This window comes from Oceanococcus sp. HetDA_MAG_MS8 (assembly GCA_019192445.1).
In the GTDB taxonomy this organism is placed as follows: domain Bacteria; phylum Pseudomonadota; class Gammaproteobacteria; order Nevskiales; family Oceanococcaceae; genus MS8.
The window spans coordinates 41,354-61,440 of sequence record JAHCMK010000006.1 but is presented as its reverse complement, the minus strand read 5'-3'; the positions used below and the strand labels follow the sequence as shown (position 1 = coordinate 61,440).

22 protein-coding genes are annotated in these 20,087 nt (G+C 58.4%); 21 read left to right on the top strand and 1 reads right to left on the bottom strand.

What is annotated here, in order from left to right:
* Positions 1 to 166 precede the first annotated feature (166 nt).
* From KI787_11540 to KI787_11490, 11 genes are all read left to right on the top strand, one after another.
* Entirely contained in the window at positions 167 to 1,045 is an 879-nt protein-coding gene (locus KI787_11540) for an alpha/beta fold hydrolase (protein MBV6630585.1), read from the top strand.
* Positions 1,046 to 1,188: 143 nt separating this feature from the next.
* Positions 1,189 to 1,656, top strand: a complete 468-nt coding sequence (locus tag KI787_11535; protein ID MBV6630584.1) for a hypothetical protein — start codon at positions 1,189 to 1,191, stop codon at positions 1,654 to 1,656.
* A complete protein-coding gene (locus tag KI787_11530; protein ID MBV6630583.1) occupies positions 1,653 to 4,022 on the top strand; it encodes an MMPL family transporter in 2,370 nt (789 codons plus the stop codon). The genes KI787_11535 and KI787_11530 overlap by 4 nt, the downstream gene beginning before the upstream one ends.
* Positions 4,019 to 4,672: an outer membrane lipoprotein carrier protein LolA gene (locus tag KI787_11525; GenBank protein MBV6630582.1), complete on the top strand. Its 654-nt coding sequence runs from the start codon at positions 4,019 to 4,021 to the stop codon at positions 4,670 to 4,672. Before KI787_11530 ends, KI787_11525 begins: the two co-directional genes overlap by 4 nt.
* A 67-nt stretch (positions 4,673 to 4,739) precedes the next feature.
* Positions 4,740 to 7,313, top strand: a complete 2,574-nt coding sequence (locus tag KI787_11520) for a TonB-dependent receptor (protein MBV6630581.1) — start codon at positions 4,740 to 4,742, stop codon at positions 7,311 to 7,313.
* Positions 7,314 to 7,421: 108 nt separating this feature from the next.
* Entirely contained in the window at positions 7,422 to 7,841 is a 420-nt protein-coding gene (locus KI787_11515) for a hypothetical protein (protein MBV6630580.1), read from the top strand.
* Positions 7,834 to 8,262: an MAPEG family protein gene (locus KI787_11510; protein MBV6630579.1), complete on the top strand. Its 429-nt coding sequence runs from the start codon at positions 7,834 to 7,836 to the stop codon at positions 8,260 to 8,262. The genes KI787_11515 and KI787_11510 overlap by 8 nt, the downstream gene beginning before the upstream one ends.
* Positions 8,241 to 8,675 (top strand): hypothetical protein, encoded by a 435-nt coding sequence (locus tag KI787_11505; protein MBV6630578.1) that lies wholly within the window; start codon positions 8,241 to 8,243, stop codon positions 8,673 to 8,675. Before KI787_11510 ends, KI787_11505 begins: the two co-directional genes overlap by 22 nt.
* On the top strand, positions 8,662 to 9,216 hold the full coding sequence (locus KI787_11500; protein ID MBV6630577.1) for a GNAT family N-acetyltransferase: 555 nt from the start codon (positions 8,662 to 8,664) through the stop codon (positions 9,214 to 9,216). Before KI787_11505 ends, KI787_11500 begins: the two co-directional genes overlap by 14 nt.
* 34 nt (positions 9,217 to 9,250) lie before the next feature.
* The gene (locus tag KI787_11495) at positions 9,251 to 9,919 is read left to right on the top strand and encodes a DUF374 domain-containing protein (GenBank protein MBV6630576.1); all 669 of its coding nucleotides are present in this window, start codon (positions 9,251 to 9,253) and stop codon (positions 9,917 to 9,919) included.
* 118 nt (positions 9,920 to 10,037) lie between these two features.
* Positions 10,038 to 10,550 carry a cytochrome c5 family protein gene (locus KI787_11490; GenBank protein MBV6630575.1) on the top strand — a complete coding sequence of 171 codons (513 nt, stop codon included), beginning with the start codon at positions 10,038 to 10,040 and terminating at the stop codon, positions 10,548 to 10,550.
* A gap of 407 nt (positions 10,551 to 10,957) precedes the next feature.
* Here the strand turns inward: KI787_11490 and KI787_11485 are convergent, their stop codons facing one another.
* The gene (locus KI787_11485; GenBank protein MBV6630574.1) at positions 10,958 to 11,200 is read right to left on the bottom strand and encodes an accessory factor UbiK family protein; all 243 of its coding nucleotides are present in this window, start codon (positions 11,198 to 11,200) and stop codon (positions 10,958 to 10,960) included.
* A gap of 127 nt (positions 11,201 to 11,327) precedes the next feature.
* Here KI787_11485 and glnK point away from each other — a divergent pair, with 127 nt between their 5' ends.
* The 10 genes from glnK to KI787_11435 all read left to right on the top strand — a co-directional run bounded on the left by glnK (position 11,328) and on the right by KI787_11435 (position 20,066).
* Complete coding sequence (gene glnK, locus KI787_11480) at positions 11,328 to 11,666, top strand: P-II family nitrogen regulator (GenBank protein ID MBV6630573.1); 339 nt, start codon at positions 11,328 to 11,330, stop codon at positions 11,664 to 11,666.
* A 44-nt stretch (positions 11,667 to 11,710) separates the two neighbouring features.
* A complete protein-coding gene (locus tag KI787_11475; protein ID MBV6630572.1) occupies positions 11,711 to 12,976 on the top strand; it encodes an ammonium transporter in 1,266 nt (421 codons plus the stop codon).
* A 382-nt stretch (positions 12,977 to 13,358) separates the two neighbouring features.
* The gene (locus KI787_11470; GenBank protein ID MBV6630571.1) at positions 13,359 to 14,714 is read left to right on the top strand and encodes a Na(+)-translocating NADH-quinone reductase subunit A; all 1,356 of its coding nucleotides are present in this window, start codon (positions 13,359 to 13,361) and stop codon (positions 14,712 to 14,714) included.
* A gap of 2 nt (positions 14,715 to 14,716) precedes the next feature.
* The gene (locus tag KI787_11465; GenBank protein MBV6630570.1) at positions 14,717 to 15,946 is read left to right on the top strand and encodes an NADH:ubiquinone reductase (Na(+)-transporting) subunit B; all 1,230 of its coding nucleotides are present in this window, start codon (positions 14,717 to 14,719) and stop codon (positions 15,944 to 15,946) included.
* A gap of 19 nt (positions 15,947 to 15,965) precedes the next feature.
* Positions 15,966 to 16,754: a Na(+)-translocating NADH-quinone reductase subunit C gene (locus tag KI787_11460; protein ID MBV6630569.1), complete on the top strand. Its 789-nt coding sequence runs from the start codon at positions 15,966 to 15,968 to the stop codon at positions 16,752 to 16,754.
* Entirely contained in the window at positions 16,754 to 17,419 is a 666-nt protein-coding gene (locus KI787_11455) for an NADH:ubiquinone reductase (Na(+)-transporting) subunit D (GenBank protein MBV6630568.1), read from the top strand. Before KI787_11460 ends, KI787_11455 begins: the two co-directional genes overlap by 1 nt.
* Positions 17,419 to 18,027 (top strand): NADH:ubiquinone reductase (Na(+)-transporting) subunit E, encoded by a 609-nt coding sequence (gene nqrE / locus KI787_11450; protein ID MBV6630567.1) that lies wholly within the window; start codon positions 17,419 to 17,421, stop codon positions 18,025 to 18,027. Before KI787_11455 ends, nqrE begins: the two co-directional genes overlap by 1 nt.
* A gap of 14 nt (positions 18,028 to 18,041) precedes the next feature.
* Positions 18,042 to 19,262, top strand: a complete 1,221-nt coding sequence (gene nqrF, locus KI787_11445) for an NADH:ubiquinone reductase (Na(+)-transporting) subunit F (GenBank protein ID MBV6630566.1) — start codon at positions 18,042 to 18,044, stop codon at positions 19,260 to 19,262.
* A 127-nt stretch (positions 19,263 to 19,389) separates the two neighbouring features.
* Positions 19,390 to 19,617 carry a (Na+)-NQR maturation NqrM gene (gene nqrM, locus KI787_11440; GenBank protein ID MBV6630565.1) on the top strand — a complete coding sequence of 76 codons (228 nt, stop codon included), beginning with the start codon at positions 19,390 to 19,392 and terminating at the stop codon, positions 19,615 to 19,617.
* Between the two features lie 47 nt (positions 19,618 to 19,664).
* The gene (locus KI787_11435; protein MBV6630564.1) at positions 19,665 to 20,066 is read left to right on the top strand and encodes a CBS domain-containing protein; all 402 of its coding nucleotides are present in this window, start codon (positions 19,665 to 19,667) and stop codon (positions 20,064 to 20,066) included.
* The last annotated feature ends 21 nt before the right edge of the window (positions 20,067 to 20,087 follow it).

Here is a 20,087-nt window from a genome sequence, read left to right as displayed (position 1 = left end):
CAAGTGCATAATGGCTGCGCAAGGGGCTGCTCCTGTGCTGGTGCGCCAAGAGGCCGCTTCTTGATGGTGGCTATGCTCGGTGTAGCCCGCTGCGTCTTGCGCCTCCGTGCAATCTGGTCCACGGTCAAGCGTCCCTGCTGCGCACTTTTGGGGAGACAACACAATCATGCGTGACAATTTTGCCTTTGAGTCTGCGGGAGAACGCTGCGCGGCCTGGTTGTACAAGCCGGCAGAGCTGGATGGCTGCGCACCCTGCGTGGTGATGGCACATGGTTTTTCGGCGACGCGCGACCAGGCTCTGGGCGCCTATGCCGAGGAGTTTTGTGCCGCTGGTTATGTGGTGTTGCTGTTCGACTATCGCCACTTTGGCGACAGTGCAGGACAGCCTAGGCAGCTACTCAGTATTGCTCGCCAGCAACAGGATTGGATGGCGGCCATTGCCGCAGCCAGAGCTATGCCGGAGGTGGACGACCAGCGCATTGCACTATGGGGTAGCTCGTTTTCTGGAGGGCATGTGCAGCATCTGGCCGCCCGTGATGCAGGCATCGCCGCCGTCGTGGCGCAGGTGCCATTTTGCGATGGTCTGCGGAACCTGCCCGCGCTTGGCTTGGGGCATGCTCTGAAGCTCAGTGGGGCTGGGCTCAGAGATGTGCTTCAGTCTGCGCTGGGGTTTGGGCCTTATCGAGTGCCTGCGGTGGGAGCGCCGGGCAGCTTGGCGGTGATGGACACTCCGGATGCCCAGCCCGGCTTCGCGGCGATGACCGCAGCAGACTCGCTCTGGCAGAACGCAGTTTGTGCACGCATTGCGCTGCATGTTGCTCGGTACCGGCCGGGGCGCGATGCAGCGCGCATTTCCTGTCCCATTTTGTATGCCATTGCCGAGCGGGATCAGGTCACGCCAGCAGCCTTGGCCCACGCAGCGGCTAGGCGGGCGCCGCATGCAGAAACTCGTTGTTATGACTGTGGCCACTTTGACCCTTACCTTCCGCCCTTATGGGATGGTGTGGTGCAGGATCAGGTCGATTTTCTGCGGCGACACCTTTGACGCCGGGAGGGGTGCACGAAGGTGGAGGGGCCGTCATTCAATCGTAGTCAGCCGGCGTTAGAACAAAGGCTTTTGACAGCCGCCGATGGGGCCCAGTCTATGCGATGCATTCATTGTTTCTGCTGTGTGGAGAGAGGCGGCCTATGAGCTGCAGTCGCTTGGCCATGTTGCTAGCGTTGCTGCTCGGTGGCTGCGCTTTGATTCAGCCCGAACTGCCGGCGACCGATCTCAGTGCGCCGAAATGGATGGTGCGTAGCGGGCAGGCCGTGTGGCAGCCAGCCCAAGACGGTGCGCCGCGTTTGCTGGGTGATTTGGTGATGGCTGAGTCGGACGATGGCGAGCTATACCTGAGTTTCACCAAAGCCCCGCTGCCCTTGTTTACGGCACGTCGTTGGGGCGGGCGTTGGGCGATCCGTTTTGTGGAAGAGCAGCGGTCTTATGGTGGTTATGGGCCACCTCCACGCGGGCGCTTTATTTGGTTTGCACTGCCGGACATTGTGGCTGGAGAAGCCCCGCCAGCGGGCTGGGAGGTGGAGACTGTGGCGCCGCATATTTGGCAGTTGCGTCAGCCTAAAACCGGCGAAAGCCTGCGCGTGGTGCTGCCGCCATGAGCCGGCTGGGTTGGGCTTCTCTACTCGCGGTGTTGGCTGTGGCCGTGGGTGGGCTGTTTCAGTTGCGGCTGCAGGCCGATATTTTCGGTTTGTTGCCTCAGCAACTACCCGTGATCCGCGCTCTGAATCTCTACCAACGGGCCTTCGGCAATGATCGCGAGGCGATGGTGGTTATCCATGCCGATAGCCCAGCCCAGGCTCGGGAGGCGGCTGAATTGGTGGCCGCTCACATCCGCAGACATGAGCTTAGCCCTGAGGTGCTGTATCTGAGCCCTTGGCGAGAAGATCTTGCAGCGCAGGCGGAGTTGATCGCGGCCTTATGGTGGAATTCCGAGCCCGACGCGGTAAAGAATCTTGTCGAGAGCTTGCGTGCCGAGCATGTGCCAATGGTATTGCAGCGCGCATTGCAGCGCGTGGCGACCTCCTTCTCGCCTATAGATATTGGGCGTTGGAGCCTGGACCCTTTGGGTTTGACGCGCCTGCCAGGTGCTGATTCCATCCAGCCAGCGCAGGACCCCTTTCAGAGCACAGATGGGCGCACTCGGTTGGTCTATGTGCAGTTGCCAGAGTCCGTTAGAGGCTTGCAGGCCAGCTATGCCTGGAGCCAGGAGCTGGACCATCTATTGCAGCAGCTGGTGCCGCCAGAGCCGGGCTGGCGGGTTGGGCTGACCGGAACCCCCGTGATCCAGGCTTATTTCGGTCAGGGTTTGTTACAAGATTTGCGGCTGGCTGGGCTGAGCACTCTGGTATTGGTGGGCTTGTTGTTCTTCATCGCGTATCGGCGCTGGGCGCCCTTGGCCTGGATGCTGTGTTTGCTGGTGCTGGTATTGGTCCTCACCATGGCGGTAGCTGGCTGGTTGTTCCAGCCTCTGAATGTGATTTCCTTGGGTTTTGGGGCCATCTTGCTGGGGTTGGCCGCAGGCTATGCCTTGCTCTTGTACCAACAGTGGCTGGCCAGGCCAGATCAAGACAGCCGTCTCGCACGGCGGGCTATTGGTCCCAGCATTGTTTGGGCGGCCGCCACCACAGCCGGGGCCTTCTTCTTGGTGGGGCGCAGTAGTTTGCCGGGCATGATGCAGTTGGGAGTGCTGGTCGGCCTGGGCATTGCCATTGCTGCGGTACTGATGATTACTGCGTTTTTGTGGCCGCTGGCGCGCCGTAGGCCTCGCGTAGAGAGCCCTGCGGTCAGCGTGTCTATGCCGACGCGGCTGGTGCCTTCAGCGGGGCTGGCCTGGGCTACCAGCGGGGCTTTGCTGGTTGTGGCTGCGCTGGTTTTGTGGTGGCGCCCACCTTTGGTGGATCCGGGAACTGCAGCTCTAGGCTTACAGAACAGCCCTCCACGTCAAGTTCTGTCGGAACTTCAGCAAGCCATGCCGGGTTTGGGCCAGGGGCCTTATGTGTTGATTCAAGGCCATAGCCGCGCAGCCGTCGCTGAGCGCCTGGAGATGTTGGAGCGCCAGCTGCAGCCCTTGCTCACTCAGGGCGTGCTGACACGCTTGGATTTGCCCACCCGGTTGTGGCCGCAGCCTGCGCCATCCAATGCTTTGGCCCTACAAAGTCTTGCGCAGCGCCGACAGGAGTTCGTGCAGGCCATCGCCGATGCGGGTTTTGCACGGCCGGCTCAGCAACTGGTCTTGGGTATGATGCAGGCCTGGTCTGCTTGGGCTGATGAAGGCATACGCTGGGATCAAGCCGGTACACAATGGCTACAGCGGCGCTTTGCTGCGACCGAAGGTACCCAGGTACTGGCGATGGGCCGAATGCAGCTGGGGGCACAGGAGTCTGGTCCGGCGTTGCAGGCCCTGGCCACAGAGGTGGAGCAGGTGCCCGGCGCTCTTTTGGCCAGCTGGGAGCTGGCCTCGGCCTCGTTACTGGAGGTGATGCAAGCGGACGCCCTTCGCGTATTCATACCCATGGTGGTAGCCCTGCTGGGGTTGTTATGGCTGGCCTATCGCAGTGTTCCATCGGTGTTGCTCAGCCTGCTCAGCCTGGGGCTAAGCGTGGTGTTACTGCAGGTCGTGATGGTGCTGATGGGGTGGTCTTGGAATTTAATGAATCTGCTGGCGGTGCCGTTGCTGCTCGGTGTGGCCGTGGACTACAGCATTCATGTGCAGTTGGCCCTGCAGCGCTGCGGAGGGCAGATTCATCAGCTACATGCCACCGTAGGCCGAGCGATTATCTTGGCTGCGGCAACCACCGCAGCAGGGTTCGGCTCTTTGGGTTTGGCCGATAATGTGGGTCTTGCCAGCCTGGGGCGGGTGTGCGCCACGGGCGTACTGTTGGCGGCTGTGGTGGCGCTGGCCTTGCTCCCGCAATGGTGGCGTAGCGCCCAGCCGCAACCGGGACAACAAGGAGATGAGGCGTGAAGCAATGGTGGGCTCTGTCGGCCCTGATAATCAGCCTGACGGCGACGGCTGCAGACGATGCTGAACGAGCTCTGGAGGGTTGGCTACAACGGCAAAGCCAATTGCGCAGCTTTGTGGCTGAGGTCGAGCAACAGCGCGCTTTGGCAACCTTGTCGCGGCCCTTGGTGGCCCAGGGACGGGTGTGGGTACAGCCCCCACAGCATATGCGCTGGGAGTTGGGACAACCTCCGCAAACTATTGCGGTACGGGCGGGTCAGTTGCTGACGGTGAGCTATCCCTTGCTGGACGAAATCGAGCAGTTTTCTTTGGATGCAGCCGATAACCCGGCCGCTCAGCAGGCCTTGGCCTTACTCCAGGCTGGCTTTCCCGTGTCCATTGAGGAGTTCGGCCAGAACTACGCCTTCATCCAGGGGCGTAAAGCCGAGGGTCTTTGGCAGTTTGAGCTCGAGCCGCAGCAGTCGGGGCGGCGCCGTTTGCTGAAGAGCATTGTGCTGGAAGTGGATGCGCAAAACTTGCGTTTGCGCGGCACGGTGTTTCGATTCCCGGATGGCTCTGAAATGCGCAATCGGTTTAGCGCCATCCAGGAAAACCAGCCTTTGGAGGCTGGTTTGTTCAGCTCTCCCACACAGGGGCCGGGAGTCACGGAGTGAGGGAGCGAGATGCGGGCGGCGGCGCTGGCGTACCGGGACGCCGCAGCCTCGCTCATCAGCAAAAACCATGATCATGATGCATCCGCTGCGCCACTTGCTCTGCGCCTATGGTTGGCCTGCGGGGTCCGGTCGCGCTTTGCTGTTTGTTGCGGGGCTGGGCCTGAGTCCTGGGCTCAGTGCGCAATCGGCCGATAACGCAGGCGCGGATACTCTGCCCGTGATTCCCTTAAGCCAAGAAGAAACTCCTCGCGACGATAACTCTGAGGAGGGGGCGGGGCGGGTTTTGGAAACCATTACCGTCACTGCGCAAAAGCTCGAGCAAAGCTTGGAGGAAGTGCCTGCCTCGGTGAGTACTGTCGATGGTCAGTTCTTGCGCGAGTCCGGCATTGTAGAACTGGATGAACTCGCGGGCTACACCGCCAACACGCAGATCACCGTGAAGCCGGCAGGGGGACAAATTCGTGTGCGTGGCTTCGGCACCAGCTCCACCAATGCCGGTTTTGAGCCATCGGTCGCCACGGTGATCGATGGCGTGTATTACGGTCGCTCGAACTTCCTGAGCGCCTTTTTCTATGACTTAGACCGCATTGAAATCTTGCGTGGTCCTCAAGGCACCTTGTTCGGCAAGAATGCGACGGCAGGTGTGGTGAACGTGGTCACCCAGGGAGCAGATTTTTACCCTAGCGGCCAGGTGGATCTGCTGCTGGGTGATTTCGGTCAGCAGGCCATGCGCCCAGCGATGAATATTCCCTTCAATGACACTCTGGCGCTGCGTGTGGCGGGCAACTTCATGCGCAATGACGGTCTGCTGCACAACACCTTTTTGCAGCGGCCGGAGTACAACGTGGATGAGGAAAGTCTCAAAGCCAGGTTGCTCTGGCAACCTGGAGGGGCTTGGCAGCTGGACCTAGGGGCGTTTTATTCGGAGCAAAGCTTTAACAATGGTTTGTACCAGCCCTCCGTGTTCACCGATAGCATGCGGGAGCTGGCGCAGTCTTATGACCCTTCGGCCGATGCTGTTGTGGATTTTCGCACCTCGCTCAACGTGCCCACCTTGATCCGTACCCGGACTCAGGGGGTTCAGGCCAACTGGGACTACGACTTTGAACCGTGGGGAGCGATGCAATATGCCAGCCTGTCTTCGGTGACGAGTTGGGCCGAATACAGCCTGCTTGACCGTGACCTGGATGCCGACTTCACGGCTGCGCCGGTGATCCGCAACCGCCTGCTAGAGCCCAGCCCCTATCGCCAGTTCAGCCAAGAGCTACGCTTTGTCGGAGAGTCCGACAGCATGTTTGGTTGGGGCCGGGGTTTTAATTTTGTGGTGGGGTTGTTTTATTTCGATGCCAGTTTAGATGCCGCTGAACTCTTTGAACTAGAAGATTTGGGCGCAGCAGGAAGCTACATCACCGCAGCCGAGATTGGCGATACTCCTCTGCCGCAGGGCCTGATTAGCGGCGTGCTCCGGCCCACCTTCGACACTCTGGCTCAGGTGATTAGCGGGCTTGTGGGCGTGTCTGAATCGGCGGATGTGTTGCTGCGCCAGGATGGACAGGCCTACGCCGCTTTTGGGCAGGTGGAGTATTTCTTAGACGCGCATTGGGGGATTATTGCGGGGCTGCGTGTGGGGGAGGAAACCAAAGATGGTTTGATGTCTAGCGAGGCCAACGGCAACTTCATCACCTTGATTTCGGATGTGGAGCCGCATGAGTCTGTGCGCCGCCGGGAAGAGTCCGAGTTCTCGCCGAAGTTCGGCCTGAAGTACAAGGCCAGCGATACCTTGAGCGCTTATGCCACCTGGTCGCGGGGGTTTAAAAGTGGCGGCTTTAATGGCCTGCCGCTGAATGATCGCAACCTGGAGTATGAGCCTGAGCGCGCTGACAGTACCGAATTGGGGGTGAAGACCCGTTTGCTGGGTGGGGCCATGCGTCTGACCGCTGCCCTGTTCCATACGGACTTCAGTGATTTACAGGTGAACACATTTGGCGAGGGTACCTTCATCATTCTGACTGCCGCCGAAGCTCGCTCCCAAGGCTTTGAGATGGATCTCACCATCTTGCCCCCACTGCCAGGGATGAAAATTCTAGCCACAGTAGGGTTTGCGGACACCCGTTACACCTCCTACCCGGATGCGCCGGCGCCTGCGGATGCGCCGACGGGTGTGCTGAATAATCCCCTCGTGAATGCTTTGCCCTTGCCCTTATGTGATTTTGTTGATGGCAGCGCTGCCGACGAACAGGGGCCAGCGCCCCTGTGCACAACGCCGAGCCAAGACCTCAGTGGGCAAGTTGTGGCAAGAGCGCCGCGCTGGACGGCCAGCGTGGTGCCGTCATTCAGTGCTTACTACGCGCCCTGGGGCTTGTTTGCCAATTTTGCCTTTGACGTGATTTACCAGGGCAGCCAGTTCCTGGATGGCGATCTGGATCCGCGTACTCGCCAAGATGCCACCACGCAATACAACGCTCGGCTGGTGTTGGGTCGCAGTGATGAGTCTTGGAATTTAGTGTTGTCGGCGCGGAATTTAAGCGGTGAGATCATTTGGGATGAGGCCCTGGATCAGCCTTTGGCGCCCGGCAACTTTTCTGTAATTCGTGGTGATCGGGGCCGGTTTTTTAGTGCCCAGTTGGCCTGGAATTTCTAGCGCGCATGGCCTTGGGGTTGGTAGGGCACTGCAGCCTGGGGCGGGCCTGCTAAGCTCTGCCCACGGCTTAAGTGCGCTTGCACGGCGTGTGAACGGGGTGGAGTGATAATGACGGGGTTGATTTGGACACTGCGCTTCAAGATTGCGGCGACGGTTGTGTTTTGGTGCTTGCCTTTGATTGCTTTGCCAGCCGCTTGGCTGCAGGCCGCCGGCCTGCCCGAGCAGCCCAGTATGCTGTTCTTGCGATTGCTGGGTTGGGCTTATTTGGCCTTGTGCGTGGGTTATAGCTTCGCCTTGCAGGCTGCCGTGCGCGGTGCAATTGCGCATGGGCCAATTTGGGTGGGCTTGGTCAGTAATGCGGGTGCCTGCATTATTTTGCTCAGCTACGGCCTCCAAGGCGCTTGGGCCTCTTGGGGCGGCTTGGTCCAGTTTTTGGCGTGGTCTTCGGTAGCGGCCACAGCGCTGATTACCACGGGCCTTTTTTACTTTGGTGTCTACGCCGCTCCACGAGTCCATGCCCATGCCTGAGGCATCACTATCATCGCTATGGTCGGCTTACCAGCCCGTGTTGATGGTGCTGGCTGGCATGGGCGCCTTAAGCATCGTCCAACTCTTGGTGGCCGATGTGGCTGGAATACTCAGCCGCCATCGCCCCGGTTTTCCTGTGACTCCGGATGCGGGCTCGTTTTTCTTTCGCGCTGTACGCGCTCACGCTAATACCAATGAAAGTCTGACCGCCTTTGTCATCTTGGCGTTGGTGGCCGTGTTCGCAGCCGCGCCAACATCCTTCACCAATGGTTTCTGCGTGGCCTATGGGCTCGGCCGCATAGGGCATATGCTGTGTTACTACCTGGGTTGGAGCCTGGCGCGATCGGCCAGCTTCGCGGTAAGTGCCGTGGCTTTGGTGGGGCTCGCGGGAACGGTGCTGTGGACGCTGGCACAAGCGTAGTCGCCGCTTTGGCGGGGCTGGTTTTGGCTTTGGTTCTGGCCGTACTGGGTTGGCTGACTGGTTTTGACCGGGAGCGCAGCTACTACCCTATGTTGACCATGGTGATTGCCAGTTATTACCCCTTGTTTGCCTTGTTGGCCGAGCAAAACCCGGCTCTGGAGCTGCTCTGTGCCGGGGTTTTTATGGTTTTGGCTTTGAGCCCGGTGTTTCTTGGTCAGGCCTGGGCCTTGGTCGGCTGGGCGCTGGTTGCGCATGGTCTGTTTGATCTGTGGCTACCAGGACAATGGGGCCATAGCAGTCGCCCAATTTGGTGGGCGCCATTTTGCGCTGGCGTGGACCTGCCCTTGGGTCTTTGGGTGGTTTGGCTGTACAGCCGACATCAGCGGCCGGCCCTGAGTCATGATCTGTCCTAAACCCAGTACGCGTCTGCGCTTTCGGGCACCGTCGTTGGACGATGCGGAGTTTGTCCGCGAGCTGGTCATGCAGCCTGCATGGCAGCGCTACATCAGCGCCCATACTCTGGCGGACAAGGTCGCCGCGCAGGGGTACATCGAGCAGCGGCTGTTATCCCACCTCCAGCGCGAGGGGATGGGACTTTGGGTGTGTGAAGCGTTGGCGACCGGACAGCCGCTGGGGTTATGTGGTTTATTGCGCCGCAGTGGCCTGCCAGGGCCAGACCTGGGTTTTGCCTTGCTGCCCGAGTTTTGGGGGCAGGGTTTTGGTCGAGAGTCGGCGCAGCAAGTGCTGGCTTTGGGCTTTGCCAGTTTGGGCTTGGCCTCGGTATGGGCTATTTGTCACCCAGAGAATCGCGCCTCCCAGCGCGTTTTGGCGGATTTGGGTTTTGTGCCGGACGGGATTTACTACGCGCCCGAGGAGCAAACCGCTTTGTTGCGCTGGATTTGCGAGCGATCCGCTCGAGGTCGGGCTGCGTCGGCCGCATCGAATCCCGGATAATGGCGGTGGAGACACAGACCTCAAGCCACGATTGATGGGACGCCGCCTACTGTACTTCGTGCTCTTGCACATCATTCAACTCCTGCGTCGGAGTTGCCGTTATCGCATTCATGGCGAGCAGAATCTGCCCGCCGACCGCGCCGGTTTGAAGGGCGGCTTTGTGATGGCGTTTTGGCACCAAAACTTGGTCTCAGCCATCATGGCCGAGAGCGGTCGTCGCTGCTTTACCACCATGATTAGCCGCTCCCGCGATGGTGAGGCTATTGCCCATGTGGTGCGTTCCTTGGGTCATCTGCCAGCGCGTGGCAGTTCCGCTCGGGGTGGACGAGACAAAGGCGGCCGCCAAGCCAGAGATGAGCTCGTGGCTTATTTGCAGCAAGGCTACCCTGGCGCGGTGACGGTGGACGGCCCCCTCGGGCCGCTCTACGAGGTAAAGTTTGGCGTAATCGACATGGCGCGCAAGGCCGGTGTGCCAGTGGTGCCCTATTTCGTGGTGCCGCAGCGCTACTGGACGGTGCCGAGTTGGGATCGGCTACGAATTCCCTGGCCATTCACCACTATAGACGTGTACTACGGGCCACCAATCACGGTGCCGGAAGCCACGCAGACCCGTGACTTTGGTCCCATTCAGGCACAGATCAAATCTGCGCTGGATGCTATGGAGCAGCAATACAACCATACTGCGGTTGCCCAGAAGCCTTAGGCGCAATGTTAAACTTCGCAAGTATTCAGACCCGTTGCATGCGCTGGGGAACAGTTCGCGCGACGGTATTTTCCCGCTTTCACAGTCATTCGCGATGTCACAAAACGATACTGAAGTAGTGAACGGTGTTGCCGTTGATCACAGTCACGACCGGGTCTTTTTCAACACCTTTAGCTTGGTGCTGGGAGTGTTGGTGCTTATCACTGTAGTGATCAGTGCCATTGCCAACACCATCGATCCCGACGAAAAAGAGAATCCTGAGCGGACCAAGGCCGTTGCTGAACGCATTGCTCCGGTAGGCGCTGTGTATACAGATGCGGCGGCGGTTGCAGCTGCCAAACCGGCTGCACCAGCTGCCACCGAAGTGGCTGCGGCGCGGGATGCCTCGGGTATCGTGAATGGGGTGTGCTCTGGCTGTCACATGGCGGGCGTGCTGGGGGCGATTAAGCTAGACGATACAGCCGGCTGGCAGGCTCGTTTGGACGAGGCCGGTTTGGACATGCTGGTGAGTAATGCGATTAACGGCAAGAACAGCATGCCACCACGTGGTGGTGACGCCAGCCTCAGCGACGACGATATCCGTCGCTCCGTGGTGTACATGTTGGAAAATGCTGGGGTCAGCCTGCCCTAGTGCATCGCTGCCCATGTTTTCGCAAAAAAGCCGCATTCAGTGCGGCTTTTTTTTGGTCTTCGCGGAGCGCGCTCCCAACGCGACAAGTGGGCACATAGCCTGAGGCTCGAGAGCTCCTTCTCGCTCAACCTGGCTTGGCGATATGCCCCAAAGCCTACATGGCAGCTCCGTTAAGCATCGACATCATCCGCCGCCATTGTCGGGCGCCGATGCCTCCATGTGATCGGGCTCATCATGAGGCTTGCACAGTCCCTGGCGGGGGTAGCCAGGGTATTGCACCACAATGGTGCGCCAAGCCGAGCTGCGGATTTCCGTGGGCGCATCTCTCGGCCGGGGGAGCTTTGCCGTGCGGCTGCCGGCGGGCTTGTGAAGCTGCACGCTCACGACGCCGCAGGCTGCGGCGCGCCTCAGTTCTGGCTTTCCAGGGTCTGCAGCCGCTGCTCGAGTTCTTCCAGCCGCTTACGCGACTGAGCCAATAAGGCTTTTTGCGCATCGAACTGATCCCGGGTCACCAAGTCGAGCTCGGCCAGCCGAGCTTGCAGCACCATCCGGAAATTCTCCCGCAGCTCGTCGCGCACCTGGCTCATGCCGGGCGGTAGCACCGCCGCCAAGCGGTCGGAGAGGTCTTGCAGTGTTTTGAGTTCCAACATGGGCGCAAGCTTCTGCGATTTGGCCCCTTTTGGCAACTTGGCACGGTTGGTGCTTCAGCCCCCTTCGCAGTCATTGCAGCGGAAGTATTGGGGCTTCCGACCACCACTGGTTCACTAGGAGCACACGATGAAACTGATAGCAGCCGTCATCAAGCCCTTCAAGCTGGATGAGGTGCGCGAAGCGCTCTCTGAAGTTGGCGTGAAGGGCCTGACTGTGACCGAAGTCAAAGGCTTTGGTCGGCAAAAGGGACACACCGAACTGTATCGCGGGGCGGAGTACGTCGTTGACTTTCTGCCGAAAGTCAAAATTGAGATTGGCGTGGACGACGCGCAAGTCGAAGCCGTGATCGAGGCCATTAGTAAGGCCGCACACACCGGCAAGATCGGTGACGGGAAGATCTTCGTTTCCCCGCTGGAGGAAGCTATTCGCATCCGCACCAGCGAGACCGGCAAAGACGCTCTCTAAATAACGAGTGCCAAACGTATAACAACGGAGCGACTTGAAACGTTATGGAAAACAATATTTTTGAACTGCAGTACGCCATAGACACCTTCTACTTCTTGGTGTGTGGCGCTCTGGTGATGTGGATGGCGGCAGGCTTCGCCATGCTTGAGGCCGGCTTGGTCCGGGCTAAGAACACCACCGAAATCCTGACCAAGAACATTGCTTTGTTCTCGATCAGCTGCATCATGTACCTCATCTGCGGTTACATGATCATGTACGGAGGAGACCTGTTCCTCTCCGGTATCGCTGATGTCGATGCAGATGCTGTGTTGGGCGACTTTGCGGAGCGTGAGGACGGCTTCCGCGGTGGTTCCATCTACGCTGGTGCCTCTGACTTCTTCTTCCAGGTCGTGTTCGTGGCAACCGCCATGTCCATCGTGTCTGGTGCGGTGGCCGAGCGCATGAAGCTATTTGCTTTCTTGCTCTTCGCTGTGGTGATGACCGGCTTTATCTACCCACTGGAAGGCAGCTGGACCTGGGGCGGTGCCTCTGTCTTTGGTATGTACACCTTGGGCGATCTGGGCTTCTCCGACTTTGCAGGTTCCGGCATCGTGCATATGGCTGGTGCCGCTGCGGCTCTGGCTGGTGTTCTGCTGCTTGGTGCACGTAAGGGCAAATATGGAGCCGACGGCAAAATCAATGCTATCCCCGGTGCCAACCTGCCTTTGGCGACGCTGGGTACCTTCATCCTGTGGATGGGTTGGTTCGGCTTTAACGGCGGCTCGGTGCTCAAGCTGGGTGATATCAGCAGCTCGGCATCGGTGGCCATGGTGTTCCTGAACACCAATACCGCTGCTGCCGGTGGTTCTGTTGCTGCCTTGCTGCTCGCTCGCGTGCTCTTTGGTAAGGCCGACCTGACCATGGCCCTGAACGGTGCTCTGGCTGGCTTGGTTGCTATTACCGCTGAGCCCAGCACACCGACCGCTTTGGAAGCCACGATCTTCGGTGCCATGGGCGGCATCTTGGTGGTGTTCTCCATCATCGGTCTGGATAAGCTGAAGATCGACGATCCCGTCGGTGCCATCTCCGTGCACGGAACCTGCGGTCTGCTGGGTCTGTTGCTGGTGCCTTTGACCAACGACGGCGTGAGCTTCAGTGGTCAGCTGATTGGTGCTGTGACCATCTTCGCCTGGGTCTTTGTGGCCAGCTTGGTTGTCTGGGGCATCATCAAGGCCGTTATGGGTCTGCGGGTGACCGAAGAAGAAGAGTACGAAGGCACAGACCAGAGCGAATGTGGTTTAGAAGCCTATCCGGAGTTCACCAACTCCTAAGACAGCGTGTCAACACAACAATAACGATGACACTGTCAGCCGCGCCCTCGGGCGCGGCTTTTTTATGCGCGCTCTGCTGGCGCAGGCTTCTGGCGGGTGCAGTGGCTAGGCCGCATGGGCCCCTTAGACTTTGGTCAAGCTAGTGCTGGGGGCGGTCTCGCTCATGGTGGTGGGCATCGATTTCGCCCGGTAGCCGGGCCAAGGGCCAAAGTGAGCGGCTTGTGGGATAGGGGCGCACTCAGCGCAGTCCTTCCCTACCATGGATACTGACGAGGCTTTAAAGCCCCGCAGCGCCTCGGATGCTCCAGCCAACTTGGCTGCAACGCAGCAAATGCCGTAAAATCAGTGGGCTGGATTTCCCCACCTTAGATATCCCTATCCTATGCAGATCACGATCAAGAAAGGTCTGGACCTCCCCATGACCGGCAGTCCCGAACAGCGGATTGAGGAGGGCCCCCAAACCGGTCGTGTGGCCGTCATCGGCGGCGACTACATCGGCATGAAGCCCACCATGTTGGTGGCTGAAGGTGACCGCGTGAAGCGTGGTCAGCCGTTGTTTGAGGACAAGAAGAACCCTGGCGTTTTGTACACGGCTCCGGCTTGCGGTGAAGTGGAGGCGATTAATCGCGGTGCTCGCCGGGTTTTGCAGTCGGTGGTGATTCGCGTTGATGGGGATGAAGCGGCTGAATTCACCGCTTTCGATGACGCCCAGATCGATGCGGGGCTGGATAGTGCCGCAGTGCGCGAACAGCTGATTGCCTCCGGGTTATGGGTGAGTTTGCGCACGCGCCCCTATTCCAAAGTGCCGGCCGTCGATGCCAGCCCTGCGGCTCTTTTTGTCACCAGCATTGATAGCAATGCTGGCGCAGCAGACCCAGCCGTCGTGATCGCCGATGACTTAGACGCCTATCAACGCGGTCTCAAGGTCTTGCGTGCTCTGGTGGACTGCAAAATTTGGGTGTGCAAACGAGCCGGGGCCTCTATTGATGTGCCTCAGCTCGATAATGTGGACGTCGCCGAGTTTAGTGGCCCGCATCCATCCGGCTTGGTTGGAACGCATATTCATAACCTAGAGCCAGTGAGCGCTGAACGTGTCGTATGGCACATCAACTACCAGGATGTCATGGCCATTGGTCGCCTGTTCGCCCAAGGCCAACTGGATACACAACGGGTCGTTGCGCTATCCGGACCGGAGGTGACGCGTCCGCGCCTGCTTCGTACCCAGCTTGGCGTGTGTACCGACGAGCTGATTGCCGGCGAAATCGATACCTCGACCGAGGTTCGTGTGCTTTCCGGGGCTGTTTTATCGGGGCGCCGGGCAGCCGGATGGGGGCGGTACCTGTCTCGGTATCACAACCAAATCACCGTGCTGCGCGAAGGTCGCGAGCGCGAGTTCATGGGCTGGGTTGCTCCTGGCACCAACAAATTTTCAGCCAACAACGTCTTCGTGTCGGCGTTGCGGCGTGCGCGGCAGACTTTTGCGTTCAGCACCAGTCAAAACGGGAGCCCGCGCGCCATGGTTCCCATCGGCAATTATGAACGGGTCATGCCGTTGGACGTTCTGCCCACGCAGCTCCTTCGCGCGCTGCTGGTCAAGGACACAGACACCGCCCAGGCATTGGGCTGCCTGGAACTGGACGAGGAGGACTTGGCCCTGTGCAGCTTTGTCTGCGTTGGGAAATACGACTACGGCCCGTATTTGCGGGCGAACCTCGAACAGATTGAGAAAGAAGGTTAAGCATGGCTAAAACACGCGAATTTCTGGATCGAATGCACCCCCTGTTCGCCAAGGGCGGGAAGTTCGAGAAGTACTACGCCGTCTATGAGATGGTCGACACCTTCTTCTATTCGCCGCCGGATGTGACCCGCGGCGCGCCGCACGTACGCGACGGCATTGATCTGAAGCGGGTGATGATCTACGTGTGGTTGGCCGTTATGCCAGCCATGCTGGTGGGCTGTTGGAACATCGGTTTCCAGGCCAATAGCGCGATGGCTGAACTGGGCATGACCAGTGTTGATGGTTGGCGCGGCGCTCTACTGGAACTGTTTGGCAACAGCTATAACCCGAACAGTGTGCTGGACAACTTCTTCCACGGCTTCGCTTACTTCCTGCCCGTGTATATGACCACCTTCATTGTGGGCGGCATCTGGGAAGTGATTTTTGCTGCGGTGCGTAACCACGAAGTGAATGAAGGCTTCTTCGTCACATCCATTCTATTTTCGCTGACGCTGCCACCGACCATCCCTTTGTGGATGGTGGCTTTGGGCGTGAGCTTTGGTGTGGTGATTGGTAAAGAGGTTTTCGGCGGAACTGGCAAGAACTTCCTGAACCCCGCGTTGACCGGACGTGCGTTCTTGTACTTTGCCTATCCCGCAGCGATGTCTGGCGATGCGGTTTGGACCGCTGTTGATGGCTGGACAGGTGCGACTCCTTTGGGCATGGCTGCCCTGGGCGGCGTATCTGCGATCACCGACTCTGGGATGACATGGATGCAGACCTTTATGGGTCAGCTACCAGGCTCTATCGGTGAAGCTTCCACCTTGGCCATCCTGATTGGCGGTGCCTTCTTGGTGATTACCGGGGTGGCCAACTGGCGCATCATCTTGGGCGTGTTCCTGGGGATGGTCGCCACGGCCACCTTAATGAACGCCGTTGGCTCAGCCGACAACCCCATGACCTCCATGCCTTGGTATTGGCACCTGAGCATTGGTGGCTTCGCCTTCGGCATGATGTTCATGGCCACCGATCCGGTATCGGCATCCATGACCAACGCGGGTCGCTACGCCTTTGGCGCACTCATCGGCTTCATGACCATTTTGATTCGCGTGATCAACCCGGCCTTCCCCGAAGGCATCATGCTGGCGATCTTGTTCGCCAACATCTTCGCCCCGCTGATCGACTACGCCGTCGTCAATGCCAACATTAAGCGGCGCCGTAATCGCTTGGCAGCAGCGCAACCGGCTGCCTGAACCACTCGGAAATTGATTCATGGCCTTTAAAGACCTCCCTAACGACAGCATCGTCAAAACCGTTCTGGTCGCGACGACTCTGTGTCTGGTGTGTTCCGTCGCGGTATCGGCCGCGGCGGTCTACCTGCGCCCGGCCCAGGAAGCCAACAAGTTGGCTGACCTGCAACGCAACATCGTCCGCGTGGCTGATGTGCCTCTGGAGGGGCGCAGCGTGCAGGAGGTCTTCGCCGAATTCGAGGCCCGTTTGGTGGACTTAGAAACTGGCACCTTCAGCGATGCCAAAGACCCGCTGGAATACGATCAGCGTAAGGCCTCCAAGGATCCTGCTCAGGCTGAAGTGATTCCTGCCAGTGAAGACATTGCCGATGTGAAGATGCGTGAGCGCTATTCCACGGTGTATTTGATTCGCGATGCTGCCGGCGCCGTGGAAAAAATTATTCTGCCAGTGCGGGGCTACGGCTTGTGGTCCACCTTGTGGGGCTACTTAGCCCTGGAAGGGGACGCCGACACGGTGGTGGGTTTGTCTTTTTACGAGCATGCCGAAACGCCAGGACTGGGCGGGGAAGTGGACAACCCCACCTGGAAAGCCCTGTGGGACGGCAAAGAAGTGTACGGCGAAGATGGTGATGTCCAGATTCGCTTGGTGAAAGGGGGAGTGGACCATAGCGACCCGAGTAACAAGCACAAGATGGATGCCCTGTCTGGGGCTACGCTGACCTCGAATGGCGTGACCAACTTGCTGCAGTATTGGATGGGTGAGAACGGCTACAAACCGTTTCTTAAGAACTTGCGGGAGGGCAAGGCCTAATGGCGGACTTTGACAACAAGAAGATCCTGACAGAACCGGTCTTCGACAATAATCCCATCGTCTTGCAGGTGCTCGGCATCTGCTCTGCGTTGGCCGTAACCACCAAGCTGGAAACTGCGTTGATTATGTGTATCGCGCTCACCAGCGTGGTGGCCTTCTCCAACTTGTTCATCAGCCTGATTCGCAAGAATATTCCGAGCAACATCCGGATTATTGTGCAGATGACCATCATTGCCTCCTTGGTCATCGTGGTGGATCAGATGCTCAAGGCCTTCGTGTACGACGTGGCGAAGCAGCTCTCCGTTTTTGTGGGCTTGATCATTACGAACTGCATCGTGATGGGGCGCGCCGAAGCCTACGCGATGAAGAACCCTCCCATTCCCAGCTTCCTGGATGGGATTGGCAACGGGCTGGGTTATTCGATGATACTCATTGTGGTTGCGACCGTTCGTGAGCTTTTCGGTGCAGGGACCTTGCTCGGCATTGAGATCCTGCCACTTGCGACCGAAGGCGGGTGGTATACCCCCATGGGCTTGCTGCTGCTGCCTCCGTCGGCCTTCTTCATCATCGGTCTGTTCATTTGGATCTTGCGTACGGTGAAACCTGCGCAGGTCGAAAAGCATGACTACCAGATCCACGCAGTCCACCGTACGGAAGCAGTCTGATGGCCGAGCTCGTTAATCTGTTTTTGAAGGCCGTGTTCGTAGAGAACATGGCGCTGGCCTTCTTCTTGGGCATGTGTACCTTCTTGGCCGTGTCCAAGAAGATTTCCACAGCCATCGGGCTGGGTGTGGCCGTGGTTGTGGTGCAAGCCATCACCGTTCCCGCGAACAACTTGATGTACCAGTTCTTGCTCAAAGATGGGGCATTGGCCTGGGCGGGGCTGCCGAATGTCGATCTGTCCTTTTTGGGCTTGATTTCTTACATCGGCATGATCGCTGCGATGGTCCAAATTCTGGAAATGTTTTTGGACAAGTACGTGCCCGCACTGCATGCGGCACTGGGGATCTTCCTGCCACTTATCACCGTGAACTGCGCCATTTTGGGGGGCACGCTGTTCATGGTGGAGCGGGATTACAACTTCGCCGAGTCCGTGGTCTATGGCCTCGGCAGTGGCGCGGGATGGGCGCTTGCCATTGTTGCTCTGGCAGGCATACGGGAGAAGCTGAAGTATTCGGACGTGCCCGATGGGCTACAAGGTCTGGGTATTACCTTCATTAGCACCGGGTTGATGGCCTTAGGGTTTATGGCCTTCTCCGGCGTGCAACTCTAGGAGCGCACTGAACCATGACTGAGATTGCCCTCGGCGTCGCCCTGTTCACCGGCATTGTGCTGGCCTTGGTGACCATCATCCTGGCCGCTCGCTCGAAGCTAGTGCCCCAGGGGAACGTCAAGATCACCATTAACGACGAAAAAACCATCGAAGCGCCAACCGGCGGCAAGCTCTTGGGCACATTGGCCAACGCTGGCTTATTTGTTCCCTCCGCTTGTGGCGGTGGTGGCACCTGTGCCCAATGCCGTGTGCAGGTGAATGAAGGTGGTGGTTCCATTCTGCCTACCGAGGAATCACACATCACCAAACGCGAGGCCCGCGATGGTGACCGTTTGTCCTGCCAAGTGACCGTGAAGCAGGACATGAAAATTCATGTTCCTGAAGAGGTCTTTGGCGTGAAAAAGTGGGAGTGCACCGTGCGCTCCAACGACAACGTCGCGACCTTCATCAAGGAGTTGGTACTCGAACTCCCGGCCGGCGAAAACGTGAACTTCCGGGCCGGCGGTTACATTCAAATTGAATGCCCCGACGACGTTATTGAGTACAAAAACTTCCAAATCGCCGATGAATACCGCGGTGACTGGGATAAGTTCAAACTCTTCGACTTGGTCTCTAAGCCTAAGGAGCCGGCACTCCGGGCCTACTCCATGGCGAACTATCCAGAGGAAGAGGGCATCATCATGCTCAACGTGCGGATTGCGACGCCGCCGCCCTCACGGATGGATTTGGCGCCGGGTGTAATGAGTTCGTACATCTTCAACCTGAAGCCGGGCGACAAGGTAACCATTTCGGGGCCCTTCGGTGAGTTTTTCGCCAAGGAAACCGACGCGGAAATGGTGTTCGTGGGTGGCGGCGCCGGCATGGCACCCATGCGTTCACACATTTTTGATCAGCTGCGTCGCATCAAGACCAATCGCAAAATGAGCTTTTGGTATGGGGCACGCAGTCTGCGTGAGATGTTCTATGTCGAAGACTTCGACATGCTGGCCAAGGAAAATGACAACTTTGATTGGCATGTAGCCTTGTCCGACCCTCAGCCTGAAGACAACTGGGAAGGGGATACCGGCTTCATCCATGAAGTGCTCTACGAGAACTACCTCAAAGATCACCCGGCACCGGAAGATTGTGAGTTCTACATGTGTGGGCCACCTATGATGAACGCGGCCGTCATCAAGATGTTGACCGATCTTGGTGTAGAGCCCGAAAACATCATGTTGGATGATTTTGGTGGCTGATCTAGGCGCGCCAATGAACGCATCCGTATCGGGATGATCCAAACAAAGGCCGGTGATGCTGTGTATCACCGGCTTTGTTGTCTTCGCAGCATCGTCCCTTAGTAGTAACACCGACCAGGACTCAACCATGCTTGCCACAATCGCAATTTCCTTCGTCATCATGCTCTTAGCTGTAACCGGAATGGCAGTGGGCGCCTTGGTCGCAAACAAGCCCATCAAAGGCTCCTGCGGGGGAATTGCGGCCAAAGATGGCTTTGATTGCGCCTGTGCCGCAGCCGGCCGCAAAGTATGTGATGATGAAGATCAGCCAGCTGTGTCGCCTCGGTCGCAGCTCGCTAGTAACGCCTTGAAATAAGGTGTCAGGGACTTCAGCCGAGGACGCCATCATGGAGGAAGACCTCGGTGCTACAAGAAATCACGGCCAAACAATATATGGCTGCCAGTCTGGTCACTTTCAAACCAGACTTGGATGTGATGACGGCGATTCACCGTTTGCTTGAAAACGGCATATCTGGTGCTCCCGTTATCGATAACACCGGCAACATCGTCGGGCTATTGTCGGAGAAAGATTGCATCAAGGTCGCCTTAACGGCCGGTTACCACAATCAGTACTCGGGCACGGTCAGTGATTTCATGACGACCTCGGTTGTGACAGTCGAGAGCGATACCTCCATTCTCGAAATTGCCAAGATGTTCTTGGATACACCGTACAAGCGCTTTCCTGTGGTTGAAGACAATCGTCTTATCGGCCAAATCAGTCGGCGCGACGTATTACGCGCCGTCCGCGAAATCAGCCACTCTTAATTGCAAGCGTCATCGATGCGA

Bases quoted from the DNA above. Each gene is read 5' to 3' on its own strand.
- nqrM (MBV6630565.1), top strand. From the start codon at position 19,390: ATGCTTGCCACAATCGCAATTTCCTTCGTCATCATGCTCTTAGCTGTA.
- KI787_11530 (MBV6630583.1), top strand. From the start codon at position 1,653: ATGAGCCGGCTGGGTTGGGCTTCTCTACTCGCGGTGTTGGCTGTGGCC.
- KI787_11460 (MBV6630569.1), top strand. From the start codon at position 15,966: ATGGCCTTTAAAGACCTCCCTAACGACAGCATCGTCAAAACCGTTCTG.
- KI787_11510 (MBV6630579.1), top strand. From the start codon at position 7,834: ATGCCTGAGGCATCACTATCATCGCTATGGTCGGCTTACCAGCCCGTG.
- glnK (MBV6630573.1), top strand. From the start codon at position 11,328: ATGAAACTGATAGCAGCCGTCATCAAGCCCTTCAAGCTGGATGAGGTG.
- KI787_11465 (MBV6630570.1), top strand. From the start codon at position 14,717: ATGGCTAAAACACGCGAATTTCTGGATCGAATGCACCCCCTGTTCGCC.
- KI787_11515 (MBV6630580.1), top strand. From the start codon at position 7,422: ATGACGGGGTTGATTTGGACACTGCGCTTCAAGATTGCGGCGACGGTT.
- KI787_11535 (MBV6630584.1), top strand. From the start codon at position 1,189: ATGAGCTGCAGTCGCTTGGCCATGTTGCTAGCGTTGCTGCTCGGTGGC.
- nqrE (MBV6630567.1), top strand. From the start codon at position 17,419: ATGGCCGAGCTCGTTAATCTGTTTTTGAAGGCCGTGTTCGTAGAGAAC.
- KI787_11470 (MBV6630571.1), top strand. From the start codon at position 13,359: ATGCAGATCACGATCAAGAAAGGTCTGGACCTCCCCATGACCGGCAGT.
- KI787_11455 (MBV6630568.1), top strand. From the start codon at position 16,754: ATGGCGGACTTTGACAACAAGAAGATCCTGACAGAACCGGTCTTCGAC.
- KI787_11485 (MBV6630574.1), bottom strand. From the start codon at position 11,200: ATGTTGGAACTCAAAACACTGCAAGACCTCTCCGACCGCTTGGCGGCG.
- KI787_11500 (MBV6630577.1), top strand. From the start codon at position 8,662: ATGATCTGTCCTAAACCCAGTACGCGTCTGCGCTTTCGGGCACCGTCG.
- KI787_11520 (MBV6630581.1), top strand. From the start codon at position 4,740: ATGATCATGATGCATCCGCTGCGCCACTTGCTCTGCGCCTATGGTTGG.
- KI787_11475 (MBV6630572.1), top strand. From the start codon at position 11,711: ATGGAAAACAATATTTTTGAACTGCAGTACGCCATAGACACCTTCTAC.
- nqrF (MBV6630566.1), top strand. From the start codon at position 18,042: ATGACTGAGATTGCCCTCGGCGTCGCCCTGTTCACCGGCATTGTGCTG.
- KI787_11495 (MBV6630576.1), top strand. From the start codon at position 9,251: ATGGGACGCCGCCTACTGTACTTCGTGCTCTTGCACATCATTCAACTC.
- KI787_11540 (MBV6630585.1), top strand. From the start codon at position 167: ATGCGTGACAATTTTGCCTTTGAGTCTGCGGGAGAACGCTGCGCGGCC.